This window comes from Tessaracoccus sp. MC1865 (genome assembly GCF_017815535.1).
GTDB lineage: Bacteria > Actinomycetota > Actinomycetes > Propionibacteriales > Propionibacteriaceae > Arachnia.
In genome coordinates this window covers 1,280,734-1,298,570 of the sequence record NZ_CP072596.1, presented here as the reverse complement: position 1 = coordinate 1,298,570, position 17,837 = coordinate 1,280,734, and the positions used below count along the sequence as shown (strand labels likewise).

Sequence of the window (17,837 nt, the reverse complement as noted above, 5' to 3'; positions counted from 1 at the left end):
GGGATGCAGTTCCTTCTCGTCGTACTCGAGCGGGGTTGCGGGTTCATCCGCACGCGGTGCAGTGCCGGGGCGGTGGACGCGCTCTTCCCGATCGTCACGGTCCCAGCGTCGATCATCATCGCGGCGAGGGCCGCGGTCATCGCGGTCGGCCCAGGGACGGCGTTCGCCCTCGGCGCGGGGGCCACGGCGGTCGTCGTCGCGGCGTGGGCCGCGGCGGTCGTCGCGGTCACCCCACGGGCGGCGTTCGCCCTCGGCGCGAGGGGGACGACGGTCGTCGTCGCGGCGTGGGCCGCGGCGGTCGTCGCGGTCGCCCCAGGGACGGCGTTCGCCCTCGGCGCGAGGGGGACGGCGGTCGTCGTCGCGGCGTGGGCCGCGGCGGTCGTCGCGGTCGCCCCAGGGACGGCGTTCGCCCTCGGCGCGAGGGGGACGGCGGTCGTCGTCGCGGCGCGGGCCGCGGCGGTCGTCGCGGTCACCCCACGGGCGGCGTTCACCCTCAGAGCGAGGAGGACGCCGGTCGTCACGGTCGCCCCAGGGACGGCGTTCGCCCTCGGCGCGAGGGGGACGACGGTCGTCGTCGCGGCGTGGGCCGCGGCGGTCGTCACGGTCACCCCACGGGCGGCGCTCACCCTCAGCACGAGGAGGACGACGATCGTCGTCGCGGCGCGGGCCACGGCGGTCGTCACGGTCACCCCACGGGCGGCGCTCACCCTCAGCACGAGGAGGACGACGGTCATCGTCGCGGCGCGGGCCACGCCGGTCATCGCGGTCGCCCGAGGGACGACGCTCACCCTCAGAGCGAGGAGGACGCCGGTCGTCACGGTCGCCCGAGGGACGACGCTCACCCTCAGAGCGAGGAGGACGCCGGTCGTCACGGTCGCCCCAGGGACGACGCTCACCCTCAGAGCGAGGAGGACGCCGGTCGTCGCGATCGCCCCAGGGACGACGCTCACCCTCAGCACGAGGAGGACGACGATCGTCGTCGCGGCGCGGGCCACGGCGGTCGTCGCGGTCACCCCACGGGCGGCGCTCACCCTCGGCGCGAGGGGGACGACGGTCATCGTCGCGGCGCGGGCCACGGCGGTCATCGCGGTCGCCCCAGGGACGGCGTTCACCCTCGGCGCGAGGGGGACGACGGTCATCGTCGCGGCGCGGGCCGCGGCGGTCATCGCGGTCACCCCAGCTACGCGCTTCCCCACCCTGACGCGGGCCGCGACGTTCATCGTCGCGTCCGGTTCCGCGGGAGCCTCGCGGCGCACCGCCGCTTCGAGGAGCGCGACGTTCGTGGTTCTCGCCGTCTCGCCCGCGGTTGCCCTGGCCTTCGTCCGGTGTGGAGTTGTCAGTCATAGGGACCATCATCCCAGCAGAGGGGCGCTACTCCCAACTTTTCGGGGCAGTCCCTCCGCAGCCGCCGCCTCGACCGGCAGCCCGACGCCGACGACCCCGCTGAGGGCGCCGCAAAAGGGACTGTAAATGCAACAAACCCCCCGAACGAGGTTCGGGGGGTTTGCTATAAAGAAGTCCGGCGGCGTCCTAGTCTCCCACGAGGTCCCCCTCGCAGTACCATCGGCGCAGAGAGGCTTAACTTCCGGGTTCGGGATGGGACCGGGTGTTTCCCTCTCGCTATGGCCACCGTAACACTATGGGAAATAGCGTTCGGATACACCTTGCTCAAGTCTGTGTTGAGTTGTGTGTTCCCGACCGTATCTCGGGAACCTCACAGTGGACGCGTAGCATCTTTGTAGAAAGACAAGCCCTCGGCCTATTAGTATCGGTCAGCTCCGCACATTGCTGTGCTTCCACATCCGACCTATCACCTCGTGGTCTACAAGGGGCCTTACCAGATTATTCTGTGGGAGTCCTCATCTTGAAGTGTGCTTCCCGCTTAGATGCTTTCAGCGGTTATCACGTCCCAACGTAGCCAACCAGCCGTGCTTTTGGTAAACAACTGGCACACCAGAGGTTAGTCCGACCCGGTCCTCTCGTACTAAGGTCAGCTCTTCTCAAGACTCCTACGCGCGCAGCGGATAGGGACCGAACTGTCTCACGACGTTCTAAACCCAGCTCGCGTGCCGCTTAATGGGCGAACAGCCCAACCCTTGGGACCGACTCCAGCCCCAGGATGCGACGAGCCGACATCGAGGTGCCAAACCATGCCGTCGCTATGGACGCTCGGGCAAGATCAGCCTGTTATCCCCGGGGTACCTTTTATCCGTTGAGTCCTGGCGCTTCCATGTGCCACCAGAAGATCACTAGTCCCGACTTTCGTCCCTGCTCGAGATGTCTCTCTCGCAGTCAAGCTCCCTTGTGCACTTACACTCGAAACCTGATTGCCAACCAGGCTGAGGGAACCTTTGGGCGCCTCCGTTACCTTTTGGGAGGCGACCGCCCCAGTCAAACTACCCATCAGGCACTGTCCCTGATCCAGATAATGGACCTAGGTTAGATAACCAGAGTGACCAGAGTGGTATTTCAACGATGACTCCACCTGAACTGGCGTCCAAGCTTCAAAGTCTCCCACCTATCCTACACAAGTCACACCGATCACCAATACCAAACTATAGTAAAGGTCCCGGGGTCTTTCCGTCCTGCTGCGCGTAACGAGCATCTTTACTCGTAATGCAATTTCGCCGAGTTCGTGGTGGAGACAGCGCCCAAGTCGTTACTCCATTCGTGCAGGTCGGAACTTACCCGACAAGGAATTTCGCTACCTTAGGATGGTTATAGTTACCACCGCCGTTTACTGGGGCTTAAGTTCTAGGCTTCGCCGTGAGGCTAACCCTTCCCCTTAACCTTCCAGCACCGGGCAGGAGTCAGTGCGTATACATCGTCTTACGACTTAGCACGCACCTATGTTTTTAGTAAACAGTCGCTTGGGCCTGGTCTCTGCGACCCTCAACGCTTTCGAAGTAAATTCTAATACGCATCAGGTCCCCCTTATTCCGAAGTTACGGGGGTATTTTGCCGAGTTCCTTCACCACGATTCTCTCGATCGCCTTAGTATTCTCTACCTATCCACCTGTGTCGGTTTGGGGTACGGGCGGCTAATATCTCGCTCACGAAGCTTTTCTAGGCAGCATAGGATCACTCTTACGACAACCAAAGTTGCCGACACATCATGTCTCAGGCTTAATGAAACGCGGATTTGCCTACGTCTCGCCCTACACACTTGACCCGGTATATCCAAAACCGAGAAGAGCTACCTTCCTGCGTCCCTCCGCAGCTTGCCTACTATGAACTTGGGTCACAGACTCAGTGAAGATCCGTCCGAAGACATCACCACACCTCGCGTGCTTAGCATCATCCAGTTCGGCAGGGGCGATATTTCGCCGGTACGGGAATATCAACCCGTTGTCCATCGACTACGCCTGTCGGCCTCGCCTTAGGTCCCGACTTACCCAGGGCAGATTAGCTTGACCCTGGAACCCTTGGATATTCGGCGGACGGGTTTCTCACCCGTCTTTCGCTACTCATGCCTGCATTCTCACTCGTGTGCTCTCCACGGCTGGGTCACCCCGCCGCTTCACTGCGCACACGACGCTCCCCTACCCATCCACACAACCTTACGGCTTAAACGTGTGAATGCCATAGCTTCGGCGGATAACTTGAGCCCCGCTAAATTGTCGGCGCAGAATCACTTGACCAGTGAGCTATTACGCACTCTTTCAAGGGTGGCTGCTTCCAAGCCAACCTCCTGGTTGTCTCCGCAACTCCACATCCTTTTCCACTTAGTTATCGCTTAGGGGCCTTAGCTGATGATCTGGGCTGTTTCCCTCTCGACTATGAAGCTTATCCCCCACAGTCTCACTGCCGCACTCTCACTTACCGGCATTCGGAGTTTGACTGATTTCGGTAAGCTTGTGGGCCCCCTAGACCATTCAGTGCTCTACCTCCGGTAAGAAACATGCGACGCTGCACCTAAATGCATTTCGGGGAGAACCAGCTATCACGAAGTTTGATTGGCCTTTCACCCCTATCCACAGCTCATCTCCTCGGTTTTCAACCCAAGTGAGTTCGGTCCTCCACGACGTCTTACCGTCGCTTCAACCTGGCCATGGATAGATCACTTCGCTTCGGGTCTAGAGCACGCGACTAAAAACGCCCTATTAGGACTTGCTTTCGCTACGGCTTCCCCACACGGGTTAACCTCGCCACGTACCACTAACTCGCAGGCTCATTCTTCAAAAGGCACGCCGTCACCCCGAAAGGCTCCGACGGATTGTATGCGATCGGTTTCAGGTACTATTTCACTCCCCTCCCGGGGTACTTTTCACCTTTCCCTCACGGTACTTGTCCGCTATCGGTCACCAAGGAGTATTTAGGCTTAGCGGATGGTCCCGCCAGATTCATGCGGAATTTCAGGGGTTCCGCATTACTTGGGGTGACGCTCCAGAGTGATCAACTTACGCCTACAGGAGTCTTACCTTCTCTGCTGTGCCATTCACAGACACTTCAACTTCACTGATCATTTTTTACTCTGTGGCTGCTCGACAGCGCAACCAGAACGGCCCCACAACACCCCGCATGCAACGCCTGTCAGCTATCACACACACGAGGTTTGGCCTCTTCCGCGTTCGCTCGCCACTACTAACGGAATCACTATTGTTTTCTCTTCCTGTGGGTACTGAGATGTTTCACTTCCCCACGTTCCCTCCAACTGCCCTATATATTCAGGCAGAGGTTGCCGGACATGACTCCGGTATTTCAAGGTTTCCCTATTCGGAAATCCACGGATCAAAGCTCGTTTACCAGCTCCCCATGGCTTATCGCAGGTTACAACGTCCTTCATCGGCTCTTGGTGCCAAGGCATCCACCGATCGCACTTAGTAGCTTGTCAAAAAATCTACAAAGATGCTCGCGTCCACTGTGAAGTTCTCAAAATACGGGCGAGCCCAGGACAACAACCACCTCGAAAGGCGACTGCCGGCATGGTCCGCTAGAAGGCGTTGCACAAGCAACCGACCCTTCAGGACCCAACAGCGTGCTTAGCCCGACACCCACCATCCCCCGACTTTCCACTCCCAGACCACAAGGACCCAGGTTGTACTGACGAGAAACGACTTCCTCCGAGCTTCAAAAGTCAATGTTCCACATTCCGGTGCCGGCCGCGCTGGAAACATCTGTCCCAGAACACGACCATGAGCACCACAGTCAAAAACTGTGCTGCTACAGGCTCCTTAGAAAGGAGGTGATCCAGCCGCACCTTCCGGTACGGCTACCTTGTTACGACTTAGTCCTAATTACCGGTCCCACCTTCGACGGCTCCCTCCCACAAGGGGTTAGGCCACCGGCTTCGGGTGTTACCGACTTTCATGACTTGACGGGCGGTGTGTACAAGCCCCGGGAACGTATTCACCGCAGCGTTGCTGATCTGCGATTACTAGCGACTCCGACTTCATGGGGTCGAGTTGCAGACCCCAATCCGAACTGAGACCGGCTTTTTGAGATTCGCTCACCCTTGCAGGTTCGCAGCTCTTTGTACCGGCCATTGTAGCATGCGTGAAGCCCTGGACATAAGGGGCATGATGACTTGACGTCATCCCCACCTTCCTCCGAGTTGACCCCGGCGGTCTCCTATGAGTCCCCGGCATTACCCGCTGGCAACATAGGACGAGGGTTGCGCTCGTTGCGGGACTTAACCCAACATCTCACGACACGAGCTGACGACAGCCATGCACCACCTGTAAACCGACCATAAAGGGGCACCTATCTCTAGATGTTTCCGGCATATGTCAAACCCAGGTAAGGTTCTTCGCGTTGCATCGAATTAATCCGCATGCTCCGCCGCTTGTGCGGGGCCCCGTCAATTCCTTTGAGTTTTAGCCTTGCGGCCGTACTCCCCAGGCGGGGTACTTAATGCGTTAGCTGCGGCACGGAGTTCGTGGAATGAACCCCACACCTAGTACCCACCGTTTACGGCGTGGACTACCAGGGTATCTAAGCCTGTTTGCTCCCCACGCTTTCGCTTCTCAGCGTCAGGAAAGGTCCAGAGAACCGCCTTCGCCACTGGTGTTCCTCCTGATATCTACGCATTCCACCGCTTCACCAGGAATTCCATTCTCCCCTACCTTCCTCAAGTCTGCCCGTATCGGAAGCAGGCTCAGGGTTAAGCCCTGAGTTTTCACTACCGACGCAACAAACCGCCTACAAGCTCTTTACGCCCAATAAATCCGGACAACGCTCGCACCCTACGTATCACCGCGGCTGCTGGCACGTAGTTAGCCGGTGCTTCTTCTGCAGGTACCGTCACTCTCGCTTCGTCCCTGCTGAAAGCGGTTTACAACCCGAAGGCCGTCATCCCGCACGCGGCGTTGCTGCATCAGACTTGCGTCCATTGTGCAATATTCCCCACTGCTGCCTCCCGTAGGAGTTTGGGCCGTATCTCAGTCCCAATGTGGCCGGTCACCCTCTCAGGCCGGCTACCCGTCGAAGCCTTGGTGAGCCACTACCTCACCAACAAGCTGATAGGCCGCGAGTCCATCCTTGACCGCCGGAGCTTTCAAACCAACACGATGCCGTGAAGGCTGGTATCCGGTATTAGCACCTGTTTCCAGGAGTTATCCCAAAGTCAAGGGCAGGTTACTCACGTGTTACTCACCCGTTCGCCACTCGTGTACCCCCGAAAGGGCCTTACCGTTCGACTTGCATGTGTTAAGCACGCCGCCAGCGTTCGTCCTGAGCCAGGATCAAACTCTCCGTTGAAAATTATCAGCACAGACACCCCAAAAGGCACCTGCTCAACTGTCAACTAGTTTGATACCGACAAAATCCAAAAAACTGGACTTTAATCAATATTAATTCAAAGGAATCCATCCCCAACCAAAGCTGGGAGACGGGTTCGCACGACAAGACTCCAAAAAGCCTTGCCAGTGCATGTATTTGGCATTGACTTAAAGCACACTGTTGAGTTCTCAAGTTTCGGGTGCGACCCGCGCATCAAACACACCATTTCCAGTGCGATTTCCGCTTGGGGCAACTCGATCAACCTTACTCGCTTGCTGCCGGCCGGTCAAACCCGGGCCGTCTTGAGCTCGTGCAGTTGAATTGTCTTCGCCGCTGAGCGGCTCGTCCAACTTTACTTACTTGCGCTCGGCCTGTCAAATCGTTTCGACGTGGCTGAGGAGTTCAAGAGCAGAAGCAAATCCCATGTGACTGGGGGTTTTGCTTGTTGGCAACCGCTTTCGCGGTTCCAAACCCTACCCGACTCACCTCATCGATGTCAAACCGACTGGTTTGGGGCCGATCGCTGTTGAGTTGTTGGTACCGCCGAAGCGGCCTGCTACACATTACCCGTTTCCCGTGAGGCCGGCAAATCGCTGGCCCCGGGCCCACGCTCGTCGCCCAGGCATGGAGCGGGTTCCTCTGAACGCACACTCGTCCCGTAGCTACGGCTTGGTGGGTATGGCTCCTGGTCCGTCCTGATTCAGTGCGGTGCACCTCGGAGCTTGAGGAACATTACACCTGTGCCGCAGTCCCGGCAAATCAGACCTGGGGGTGATCCGGGTGCGTGCACTCCGCAGGGGATTCGTACAGTGGAGCCATGAGACTGAGGGGCTGCGCCATTGCTGCTGTGACGGCGGTGCTCCTGGTGGGTTGTGTCCCCATGAGGGCTGGGGTGGTCCCGTCACCTCTCCCCTCTCCCCCAGGTAGCGCTGCTTCGCCCACCGCTGCGTCGTCAGCCCTAGAGGCGCCCAGGCCGTTCGCCGCCCGCACTGTCAGCGTGAACGTGAGCGGGGACCTGTTGTGGCACAACAGTCTCTGGGCCAGCGCGGAGCTGGATGCCGGCGCGTCGGCCTCGGGGAGGTTCGACTTCGTCCCCCAGCTCGCGTCCCTGACCGACTACGTGTCGGCCGCTGATCTGGCCATCTGCCATTCGGAGGTGCCCTTCGCCCCCGCGGGAGGCCCGTACGAGAACTACCCCACGTTCGCCGCGCCCCAGGAGATCGCCCCGGCCATCCGGGCGACGGGTTGGGACCTGTGCACCACGGCGTCGAACCACACCATGGACCAGGGCTGGGAAGGGTTGGTGCGCACGATCGAGGTGCACCGGGCTGCGGGGATCCTGACCGCCGGCTCCTACGCCTCGCCACTGGAGGCGTCCACCCCGGTCATCTTCACCACAGCCTCAGGCGTGAGGGTGGCCGTGGTGAGCCAGACCTACGGGCTGAACGGTCTGGCGAGGCCGGCCGGTAAGCCCTGGTCCGTCGATCTGCTCGACGCCGAGCGGGCTGTGGCACAAGCGAGAGCGGCCAAAGCAGCGGGGGCCGACCTCGTGGCGGTGCACATGCACGCCGGAGACGAGTACTCCAGCGCCGTCACCGCTCAGCAGGCCGCCTACGCCGAAGCCGTGACTGCCGCGCCGGAGGTGGACCTCGTGTTCGGGCAGCACGCCCACGTGGTGCAGCCCGTCACGAAGGTCAACGGCAAGTGGGTGGTCTACGGGGCGGGCAACCTGATCGCGGCCAGCGGCCCCGCCCAACCCCACACCTACGACGGATACGTGGCCCAGATCACCTTCACGGAGCAGGAGGGCGGGGCCTTCACCGCCACCGCCGCAGAGTACGCACCCACCATGATCACCGCGAAGTCGGGCAGCGTGCCCGCCCGGGTCCACCTCATTCCAGATGAGCTCAGGAAGGGTACGCCGCTGTCCTCCGCGATGTTGGAATCCGCCGCGCGCACTCGCGCCGTGGTGCACTCGCTCGGCGAAGAGGGCCTGACTGAACGGCAGTAGCCGTCGAGGTCTCAGCGCAGGCTGGCGATGCCGACCGTCTTGCGCCCGCGCCGCACGACGGCGAAGCGACCGTGCAGCAGCCGTTCCCCGTCGAGCGTCACATCCGGGTCCTCGACCTTCTCGTTGTTGAGGTACGCGCCGCCCTCGGCCACAGTGCGACGGGCTTCGCCCTTCGACTTCGACACTCCTGCCGCGACCATGGCGTCGACGATCGTGGCCCCGGGTTCCAGCTCGCCGCCACCGACTTCGCCGGCGACACTGCTGAGCGTTTCCGGGCTCAGTTCGTGCAACTCACCGCGACCGAAGAGCGCCGCGGCCGCGGCGACAGCCGCCTCCCGTTCCGCTCTTCCGTGGACGATGTCGGTCACTTCATCAGCCAGCGCCCGCTGCGCCTCGCGCTTGAAGGGCGCCTCGATGGTGGCCTGCTCGAGGGCCTCGATCTCCTCGCGGGAGCGGAACGAGAACACCTTCAGGTAGTCCACCACCTTGGAGTCCTCCGAGTTCAGGAAGAACTGGTGGAAGGCGTAGGGGCTGGTGAGCCTGCCGTCGAGCCAGACGGTGCCGGATTCGGTCTTCCCGAACTTGGTGCCGTCCGCCTTCGTCAGCAGCGGGGTGGCCAGCGCATGCGCCCTCCCCTGGTCTGAACGACGGATGAGTTCCACACCTGCGGTCAGGTTGCCCCACTGGTCCGAGCCGCCCGTCTGCAGGGTGACGCCGTAGCGGCGGTACAGCTCACGGAAGTCCATCGACTGGAGGAGCACATAGGAGAACTCCGTGTACGAGATGCCGGCCTCGAGGCGACGGGCCACCACGTCGCGGGCCAGCATGCGGTTGACCGGGAAATGCTTGCCGACGTCGCGCAGGAAGTCGAGCACCGACATGGTGCTGGTCCAGTCGTAGTTGTTGACCATGGTGGCGGCGTTCGGGCCGTCGAAGTTGACGTAGCGCCCCACCTGGCCGCGGATCCTGTCCACCCATTCGTGCACCAACTCGACCGAGTTCATCACGCGCTCGCCTGATTCCTTCGGGTCACCGATGAGGCCGGTGGCACCGCCCACCAGCATGAACGGCTGGTGGCCGGCGTCCTGCAACCGTCGGGCCAGCAGCGCCTGCACGAGGTTGCCGGTGTGGACGCTCTCCGCCGTGGGGTCGAAGCCGATATAGAACTTGACCGGCCCGTCGTCCAGGTGCGCAGCGAGCGCCTCCGGATCGGTCGAGTGGGCGATCAGCCCACGCCAACGCAGGTCGTCAAGTAGTGCATTCACAAGCGCCATCGTAGCGTCCGCTCCCGGGGAGCCGTTCCGCGGCCGTCTGACGGTGCGACTACCCCGCGGGCCAGCCGAGCTGCCGGTACCGCCTGCGGCGGATCGCCCTGCGGTCGCGGCCGGGCATGGTCACGACGCGGGCGACCTCGTCGTGCAGCGCCTCGCCCAACCGTCGGCAGAACTCCTCGCGGTCCCGCGCGGGGTCGTCCGGCTCCGCAACGATGCGGTCGACGATGCCGGCCGTCACCAGGTCTGCCGAGCGAACCCCCTGGGCGGTGGCCATGTCCGCCGCGTGATCGACGTCGCGGTACACGATCGCCGAGGCCCCCTCGGGCGGGAGCGGCGCGAGCCAGGCGTGCTGTGCGGCGACCACGCGATCTGCCGGCGTCAGGGCCAGCGCGATGCCGCCGGTCCCCTGCCCCATCAAGAGGCTCACGGTGGGGCTCGGCAGGGTGAGCAACTCGCTGAGCGTCCGGGCGATCTCGGAGGCCAGCCCGCGCTCCTCCGCCTCCTTCGACAGCGCCGCCCCAGGGGTGTCGATGACGGAGATCAGCGGCAGCTTGAGCTCGCGGGCCAGCCGGATCCCCCGTCGGACCTCCCTGAGGGCGGCGGGGTCGAGCGGCCGCCCCTGGTCGTGTCGGTCCTGCCCGACGATGACGCACGGCGCATCGCCCCAACGGGCCACGGCCAGGACGGAGCCGGGGTGGGACTCACCGTCGCCGGTGCCGTTGAGCATGGTCACGTCCGAAGCGGCGACCTCCAGGAGGTCGCGGAGGCCGGGGCGGTCGTCGCGGCGGGTGCGGGCCACCGACTCCCAAGCGGGGACATCCGGCAACTCCACCGCGGACGGCAGCGGCGGCGGCATCGCACCGACGCGCTGCTGGACCACGCTGAGCAGTCTGTCAAAGGCCGCCGGCACGTCGGCGATGTCGCACACGGCATCGATGACGCCGCGTTCGGCCAGGTTGTCCGACAGTTGCACACCGGGCGGGAACGGGGCGCCGTAGAGCGCTTCGTACACGCGGGGCCCCAGGAAGCCGACGAGGGCGCCGGGCTCCGCGAGCGTGACGTGCCCCAGCGATCCCCAGGAAGCGAACACGCCGCCCATCGTGGGGTTGCGCAGGTACACGAGGTACGGCAGGTGCTCGTCCTTGTGAGCCATGACGGCGCCGGTGATCTTGACCATCTGGAGGAACGCGACGGTGCCCTCCTGCATGCGGGTGCCGCCGCCCACCGGCAGCGCGATGATGGGGAGGCGCTCAGCGGTGGCGCGCTCGATGGCGCGGGTCAGGCGCTCCCCCGCCGAGACCCCGATGGACCCGCCGAGGAAGGCCGCATCACCGGCGACGAGGGCCACACGTCTGCCGTTGAGGGTGCCCTCACAAGCGACGACCGACTCGTCGCGACCCGTCCTCGCGCGGGCGGCCTCCAGGTCGTTGCGGTACGGCTCGACGATGGCGGGATCCGGGATCGCCTCGTCCCAGGCCCGGACGGAGCCGTCGTCGAGGATGGTGGAGATGATCTCGTCCACAGTGAGTCGCGTCATTGCCTGCCCCTGTCAGCGGATGGCTTCAGGTTAGTGGGGCCCTGCCGGCATCAGAAATCCGCCAGGGCCGCCTGGGCTGCGCGGAGTTCGGCGAGCTGTTCGGCGACCCTCGCGGGCGCGGTGCCGCCACGTCCGTCGCGCGACGCCACGGACCCCTCGACGGTGAGCACTCCGAGGACGGCGTCGTCGAGGTGCGCGGAGATCCGGGGAAGGTCGTCCGCGGCGAGGTCCTGGAGCGTGATGCCCTCGGACTCGCAGTAGCGGACGGTCTCCCCGGCAACCTCGTGGGCGACGGCGAACGGCACGCCGCTGCGCACCAGGTGGTCCGCCACGTCCGTCGCCAGCGAAAAGCCCTTCGGCGCCACCTCTGCCATGCGCTCGGGATGGAACGTCAGCGTGCCGACCATCCCGGCGACCGCGGGGATCAGCACATGCAGCTGATCGATGCCGTCGAAGATGGGCTCCTTGTCCTCCTGCAGGTCGCGGTTGTAGGCCAGCGGGAGACCCTTGAGCGTGGCCATCAGGCCGGTCAGGTTCCCGATGAGGCGGCCGGCCTTGCCCCGGGCGAGTTCGGCGACATCGGGGTTCTTCTTCTGCGGCATGATCGAACTTCCCGTGGACCAGGCGTCGTCGAGGGTCGCGAAACCGAACTCTGCGGTGCACCACAGGATGACGTCCTCGGAGAGGCGGGACAGGTCCACGCCGATCTGCGCCAGCACGAACGCCGCTTCGGCGATGAGGTCGCGCGCCGCGGTGCCGTCGATCGAGTTCGGCACGGACGAGGCGAAGCCCAGTTCCCGGGCTACCAGCTCAGGGCTCAGGCCCAGCGACGTGCCCGCCAGGGCAGCCGAGCCGTACGGGCTGACCGAGAGGCGCTTGTCGAGGTCGTGGAGGCGTTGGATGTCGCGGACCAGCGGCCAGGCGTGGGCCAGCAGGTGGTGGCTGAGCAGGATGGGCTGGGCCGACTGGAGGTGCGTGCGGCCGGGCATGACGGCGCCCAGATACTTCTCCGCCTGGGCCGCGAGCGCACTGAGGACACCGTCGACGTCCTGGGCGATCAGCCGGATCTCCTCGCGGAGGTAGGAGCGGATCAGCGTGGCGATCTGGTCGTTGCGCGAGCGGCCGGCGCGGATGCGGCCGCCGAGGTCCGCCCCGACGATGTCCTTCAGACCCCGCTCGAGGGCGCCGTGCACGTCCTCGTCGCTGTCGGCGGGCAGGAAGTCGCCCGCCTCGACGCGACGGGCCAGCTCGGCCAGCCCCTCATCCATGGCCGTGGCCTGCTCCTGGGTGAGCAGGCCGGCCGCCAGCAGTGCCTTGGCGTGGGCGCGGGAGCCGGCGATGTCGTGCAGGGCGAGGCGCCAGTCGAACTGGGTCGACTTGCTCAGCGCGAACATCGCCTCGCTGGGCCCGCCCTCGAATCGGCCGCCCCAGAGTCGTCCCTGATCAGTGCTCACAAGTCTTCCTTTGCTGGTTTGCCGGTGCGGGTCATCTCGGAGACGGCCCCCACCGTTCGGATGGCGGCCTCAGTGTCGGTGGCGATCACCAGCACGGTGTCGTCGCCGGCGATCGTACCCAACACGCCGGGGAGCCCGGCGAGGTCGAGGTACGAGGCGAAATACTGCGCCGCGCCGGGCGGCGTCCTGACGAGGATCTGGGTGCCGGCGTGCCGGATGGACTGCAGCAGCTCGGCGCACAGCCGGGCGAGCTTCTCCAGGGCGGCGTCCTCGCCCTCCTCCCCTGCGGGGGCGTACACGAGGGCACCGCCGACGGCGCGCTGCCGCACGGCGCCCAGCTCGAGGAGGTCCTTGCTGAGCGTGGGCTGGCTCACGGCGATGCCGTGCTCGGCCAGGGCGTCGATCAGTTCACCCTGCGACGTGTAGCGCGCCTCCACGAGCAACTGACGCAGCGTGGCGAGCCGGCCGGCGCGGGTCAACTTAGGCATTGTCCCGGAGCAGCGCGGGAAGTGCGTCGAGGAACGGCTGCAGGTCGTCGGGGGTCGCGATCAGCGGCGGAGCGAGCCGGATAACGTTGGGCCGCGGTGCGTTGATCACGAAGCCCGCGTCGAGGGCCGCGTCGGCGACCTGCGCGGCGTTCTCGCCGGTCAGCACGACGCCGAGCAGCATGCCCCTTCCGCGCACCTCACTGATCGACGGCGCGTTCAGGCCGCGCACGGCGTCGGCGAGCCACTCCCCTGTGCGGCGCGCGTTCTCCAGCACGCCGCCCTCCAGCGCGTCGAGCACGGCGTTGCCTGCGGCGGCAGCCACCGGGTTGCCCCCGAACGTGGTGCCGTGCTGCCCGGGCTGCAGGAGGTTTGCCGCGGCGCCGGTGGCGATGCAGGCGCCGATCGGGAAACCGTTGCCGAGCCCCTTCGCCAGGGTGACGAGGTCGGCGACCGCGCTCACCGTCCGGTATGCGAGGTATTCGCCGCACCGCCCGAGACCGGTCTGCACCTCGTCGACCCACATCAGCGCACCGTGCGCCCGCGTGAGCTCGCGGATCTCGGCGAGGTAGCCGTCGGGCGCCGGCACAACGCCGTTCTCTCCCTGCACCGCCTCGACGACGACGGCGGCCACGGTGTCGTCGAGAGCGGCCCGCAGCGCCTCGATGTCGCCGTAGGGGACGAACGTGACGTCGCCCGGAAGGGGCACGAAGGGTTCGCGGTACTTCGCGTTGGCGGTGATGGCCAGGGCGCCCATGGTGCGGCCGTGGAAGGCCCCCTCCATCGCGATGATGCGCGTGCGGCCGGTGAGCCGGGTCAGTTTGAAGGCGGCCTCGTTCGCCTCGGTGCCGGAGTTGGTGAAGAACACCCGGGCACCGGAATCGCCGGTGAGTGCGGCGAGCCGCTGCGCCAGCCGGATCTGCGGCTCGCTGGCGAAGAAGTTCGACACGTGGCCGAGGCGGCCGAGCTGCTCGGTGATCGCCTGCGTGACGCCGGGATGGGCGTGGCCCAGGGCATTGACCGCCAGGCCGGAGAGCAGGTCGGTGTACTGCCTGCCGTCGGCGTCCCAGAGGTGCACGCCCTCGCCGCGCTCGAAGATGCGCTTCGGGGCGCCGAAAGCGTTCATCATGACCGCCGCGTAGCTGGCCGTGAGTTGGTCCTGCGTCATCAGTTGTCTTCCTTCGCTACGCCGGCGTTGGTGACCATGGTGCCCACGCCCTGGTTGGTGAAGATCTCGAGCAGCAGGCAGTGCGGGACGCGGCCGTCGAGGACGGTCGCCGAGGTGACCCCGCCGTCGACCGCCCGGACGCAGGCCTCCATCTTGGGGATCATGCCGGCGTCGAGCGTGGGCAGCATCTCGCGCACCTCGTCGGTGCTGATCTGCGTGATGACCGAACTCTCGTCGGGGTAGTTGGCGTAGACGCCCGCAACGTTGGTCAGCATCACGAGGCGCTTGGCGCCGAGCGCGACGGCGAGCGCAGCGGCGGCGGTGTCGCCGTTGACGTTGTACACCTGCCCGTCCGAATCCGGGGCTACCGTGGCGACCACGGGGATCCGCCCGGCGTCGATGAGATCGTTGATGCCGGCGGGGTCCACCGCCTCGACGTCGCCCACCAGGCCGAGGTCGATCTCCTCGTCGTCGACCATCAGCCCGCGCCGCTTGGCGGTGAAGAGACCGCCGTCCTCACCGGACATACCGACGGCGAACGGGCCGTGCTGGTTGATCAGGTTGACGAGTTCGCGGCCCACCTGGCCCACCAGGACCATGCGCACCACATCCATCGCCTCCGGCGTGGTGACGCGCAGGCCGCCGCGGAACTCCGAATCGATGTCCAGCTTCTTGAGCATCGACGAGATCTGCGGCCCGCCGCCGTGCACCACCACCGGCTTCACCCCGACGCGTCGCAGGAACACGATGTCCTCCGCGAAGGCGCGCTTGAGGTGCTCGTCGGTCATGGCGTTTCCGCCGTACTTGATCACGACGGTCTGGCCGGCGTATTCGGCGAGCCAGGGCAGGGCCTCGATGAGGGTGGACGCCTTGGCGATCAGTTCGGGCTGCTGATGGGGTTGGGGCCTGGTCATCATTTAGGTGGAGTACTCCGCGTTCTCCTTCACGTAGTCATACGTGAGGTCGTTGGTCAGGATGGTGGCTGCGGCGTTGCCGGCGTGGAGGTCGACGGTCACGGCGACATGGCGCCGGGAGAGGTCGACCAGGTTGCGGTCGTCGCCGATCTGCCCGCCCCGGCACACCATGACGCCGTTGAAGGAGACGTCGAGGTCGTCAGCGTTGAACGTCGCGTCGGTGACACCGATGGCCGACAACACCCGCCCCCAGTTCGGGTCTCCGCCGAAGACGGCGCACTTGAACAGGTTGGAGCGCGCGATCTCGCGGCCGACCACCTCAGCGTCGCGCTCGGTTGCGGCTCCGGTGACCTCGATGGCGATCTCGTGCTGGGCGCCCTCGGCGTCGGCGATGAGCTGGCGCGCCAGGTCCTGGCAGACGTCCACCAGCGCTGCGGTGAAGGCGCCGATTTCCGGGCGCACCCCGGCGGCGCCGGACGCCAGCAGCGCGACGGTGTCATTGGTGGACATGCAGCCGTCGGAATCAGCCCGGTCGAAACTGAGCCGGGTGGCCTCCCGCAGGGCCTTGTCGAGGTCCTTGGCACCCAGGTCCGCGTCGGTGGTGAGGACCACCAGCATGGTGGCCAGGCCGGGTGCCAGCATCCCGGCCCCCTTGGCCATGCCGCCGATCGACCACTGGCCGACGGTGACGCCGGCCTGCTTGGCCACCGTGTCCGTGGTCATGATCGCCGCAGCGGCCGCCGCTCCCCCGTCCGTGGTGAGGGCCGAGCACGCGGCGTCGACGCCGGGGAGGAGCTTGTCCATCGGCAACCGCACCCCGATGAGCCCGGTGGAGCAGACGGCGACATTGTCGATGATGAGCCCGAGGTTCGAGGCGACGCGGGCTGCCGTGGTGGCTGAGTCCTGGTAGCCCTCGGCACCGGTGCAGGCGTTGGCCCCACCGGAGTTGAGCACGACCGCCTGGAGCTGGCCGTCGGAGACAGCCTGCCGTGACCACTTGACCGGCGCGGCGAAGACCCTGTTGGTGGTGAAGACCGCGGCGGCCGCCATGGACGGGCCGGTGTTGTGCACGACGGCGACGTCCGGCTTGCCGGACACCTTCAGGCCGGCCGTAGCGCCGGAGGCGGTGAAGCCCTTGGGGAGAGTGACGCTCACGGTGCAACCCCCACGGTGCTGAGGCCGGTGGTTTCCGGCAGGCCGAGGGCGAGGTTCATGGACTGGACGGCGCCGCCTGCGGTGCCCTTGGTGAGGTTGTCGATGGCCGAGATGGCGATCAGGCGCCCGGCCGTCTCATCGACGACGACCTGCACGGTGACGCGGTTGGACCCGACCACGGCTGCGGTCTGGGGCCAGACGCCTTCGGGGAGGAGATCGACGAAGGGCTCGCTCTCGTACCGGGTGGCGTAGGCCACGCGGGCGGAGGCGGTGGTCACGCCGTCGGCGACCGGGGCGGAGCAGGTGGCCAGGATGCCCCGGGGCATGGGGACCAGCAGCGGCGTGAAGCTCACGTTCACCGCGGAGTCCGTGACGCCGGAGAGGTTCTGGACGATCTCGGGGGTGTGGCGGTGCAGGCCGCCGACGCCATAGGGGCTCATGTTGCCCATGGTCTCCGAGCCCAGCAGGTGCGGCTTGAGCGATTTGCCTGCACCCGAGGTGCCCGAAGCGGCGACGACGGAGATCTGGGAGGCGTCGATCAGTCCGGCTGCGACGGCGGGCAGGAGCGCCAGGGTGGTGGCCGTCGGGTAGCACCCCGGCACCGCGACGCGCTTGCTGCCAGCGAGGGATTCGCGGGCGCCGGGCAGCTCTGGTAGGCCATAGGGCCAGGTGCCGGCGTGCGGGGAGCCGTAGAACTTCTCCCACTGCGTGGCGTCCCGGAGCCGGAAGTCTGCGCCGGCGTCCACGATCAGCACGTCGTCGCCCAACTGCTCCGCGATGGCGGCGGAAGTGCCGTGCGGCAGCGCGAGGAACACGACGTCGTGACCGGCGAGCACCTCGGCGGTGGTGGGCTCGACCACGCGATCTGCGAGCGGCGCGAGATGCGGCTGGTGGTTGCCCAGGCGGTCACCCACACTGGAGTTGCCGGTGAGGGCACCGATCGTCACATCCGGATGCTGCAGCAGGAGCCTCAGCAGTTCCCCGCCCGCGTAGCCCGTGCATCCGGCCACCGCCACTGAATACGTCATGGGGGAAACTATTCCATAGATCGAATAGATATGCCACCGCGCCGGGACCAAGGTCACAGACCGGCGTCAGACGCAGCGTCTACGCTTACCA

Annotated in this window: 10 protein-coding genes and 3 rRNA genes; 2 read left to right on the top strand and 11 right to left on the bottom strand. The window is 65.4% G+C overall.

Annotated elements, in window-relative coordinates; translation table 11 throughout:
- Positions 1-3 precede the first annotated feature (3 nt).
- Positions 4-1,470 (top strand): hypothetical protein, encoded by a 1,467-nt coding sequence (locus J7D54_RS05915; RefSeq protein ID WP_182764921.1) that lies wholly within the window; start codon positions 4-6, stop codon positions 1,468-1,470.
- Between the two features lie 47 nt (positions 1,471-1,517).
- On the opposite strand, the gene rrf is transcribed toward J7D54_RS05915, so the two are convergent.
- The 3 genes from rrf to J7D54_RS05900 form a co-directional block, all read right to left on the bottom strand.
- Positions 1,518-1,634 (bottom strand): 5S ribosomal RNA (gene rrf / locus J7D54_RS05910).
- A 108-nt stretch (positions 1,635-1,742) separates the two neighbouring features.
- Positions 1,743-4,834: ribosomal RNA gene (locus tag J7D54_RS05905) — 23S ribosomal RNA — on the bottom strand.
- 344 nt (positions 4,835-5,178) lie between these two features.
- Positions 5,179-6,699 (bottom strand): 16S ribosomal RNA (locus J7D54_RS05900).
- Together the 16S, 23S and 5S rRNA genes form the textbook arrangement of a ribosomal RNA operon.
- A 1,018-nt stretch (positions 6,700-7,717) precedes the next feature.
- Here J7D54_RS05900 and J7D54_RS05895 point away from each other — a divergent pair.
- Positions 7,718-8,731 carry a CapA family protein gene (locus tag J7D54_RS05895; protein ID WP_182764283.1) on the top strand — a complete coding sequence of 338 codons (1,014 nt, stop codon included), beginning with the start codon at positions 7,718-7,720 and terminating at the stop codon, positions 8,729-8,731.
- Between the two features lie 11 nt (positions 8,732-8,742).
- Here J7D54_RS05895 and tyrS read toward each other — a convergent pair whose 3' ends face one another.
- Genes tyrS through argC form a run of 8 tightly spaced genes read right to left on the bottom strand, consistent with a single transcriptional unit; the run spans position 8,743 to position 17,746 of the window.
- On the bottom strand, positions 8,743-9,996 hold the full coding sequence (gene tyrS / locus J7D54_RS05890) for a tyrosine--tRNA ligase (protein ID WP_182764284.1): 1,254 nt from the start codon (positions 9,994-9,996) through the stop codon (positions 8,743-8,745).
- A 58-nt stretch (positions 9,997-10,054) separates the two neighbouring features.
- Positions 10,055-11,542: a carboxyl transferase domain-containing protein gene (locus tag J7D54_RS05885; protein ID WP_182764285.1), complete on the bottom strand. Its 1,488-nt coding sequence runs from the start codon at positions 11,540-11,542 to the stop codon at positions 10,055-10,057.
- Positions 11,543-11,592: 50 nt separating this feature from the next.
- Complete coding sequence (gene argH / locus J7D54_RS05880; protein WP_182764286.1) at positions 11,593-12,996, bottom strand: argininosuccinate lyase; 1,404 nt, start codon at positions 12,994-12,996, stop codon at positions 11,593-11,595.
- Positions 12,993-13,484 (bottom strand): arginine repressor, encoded by a 492-nt coding sequence (locus J7D54_RS05875; protein ID WP_182764287.1) that lies wholly within the window; start codon positions 13,482-13,484, stop codon positions 12,993-12,995. Before J7D54_RS05875 ends, argH begins: the two co-directional genes overlap by 4 nt.
- Positions 13,477-14,649 carry an acetylornithine transaminase gene (locus J7D54_RS05870; protein ID WP_182764288.1) on the bottom strand — a complete coding sequence of 391 codons (1,173 nt, stop codon included), beginning with the start codon at positions 14,647-14,649 and terminating at the stop codon, positions 13,477-13,479. The genes J7D54_RS05875 and J7D54_RS05870 overlap by 8 nt, the downstream gene beginning before the upstream one ends.
- Positions 14,649-15,566: an acetylglutamate kinase gene (gene argB / locus J7D54_RS05865; RefSeq protein ID WP_182764289.1), complete on the bottom strand. Its 918-nt coding sequence runs from the start codon at positions 15,564-15,566 to the stop codon at positions 14,649-14,651. The genes J7D54_RS05870 and argB overlap by 1 nt, the downstream gene beginning before the upstream one ends.
- On the bottom strand, positions 15,567-16,718 hold the full coding sequence (argJ, locus tag J7D54_RS05860; RefSeq protein WP_182764290.1) for a bifunctional glutamate N-acetyltransferase/amino-acid acetyltransferase ArgJ: 1,152 nt from the start codon (positions 16,716-16,718) through the stop codon (positions 15,567-15,569).
- A complete protein-coding gene (gene argC / locus J7D54_RS05855) occupies positions 16,715-17,746 on the bottom strand; it encodes an N-acetyl-gamma-glutamyl-phosphate reductase (RefSeq protein WP_182764291.1) in 1,032 nt (343 codons plus the stop codon). The genes argJ and argC overlap by 4 nt, the downstream gene beginning before the upstream one ends.
- Between the last annotated feature and the right edge of the window lie 91 nt (positions 17,747-17,837).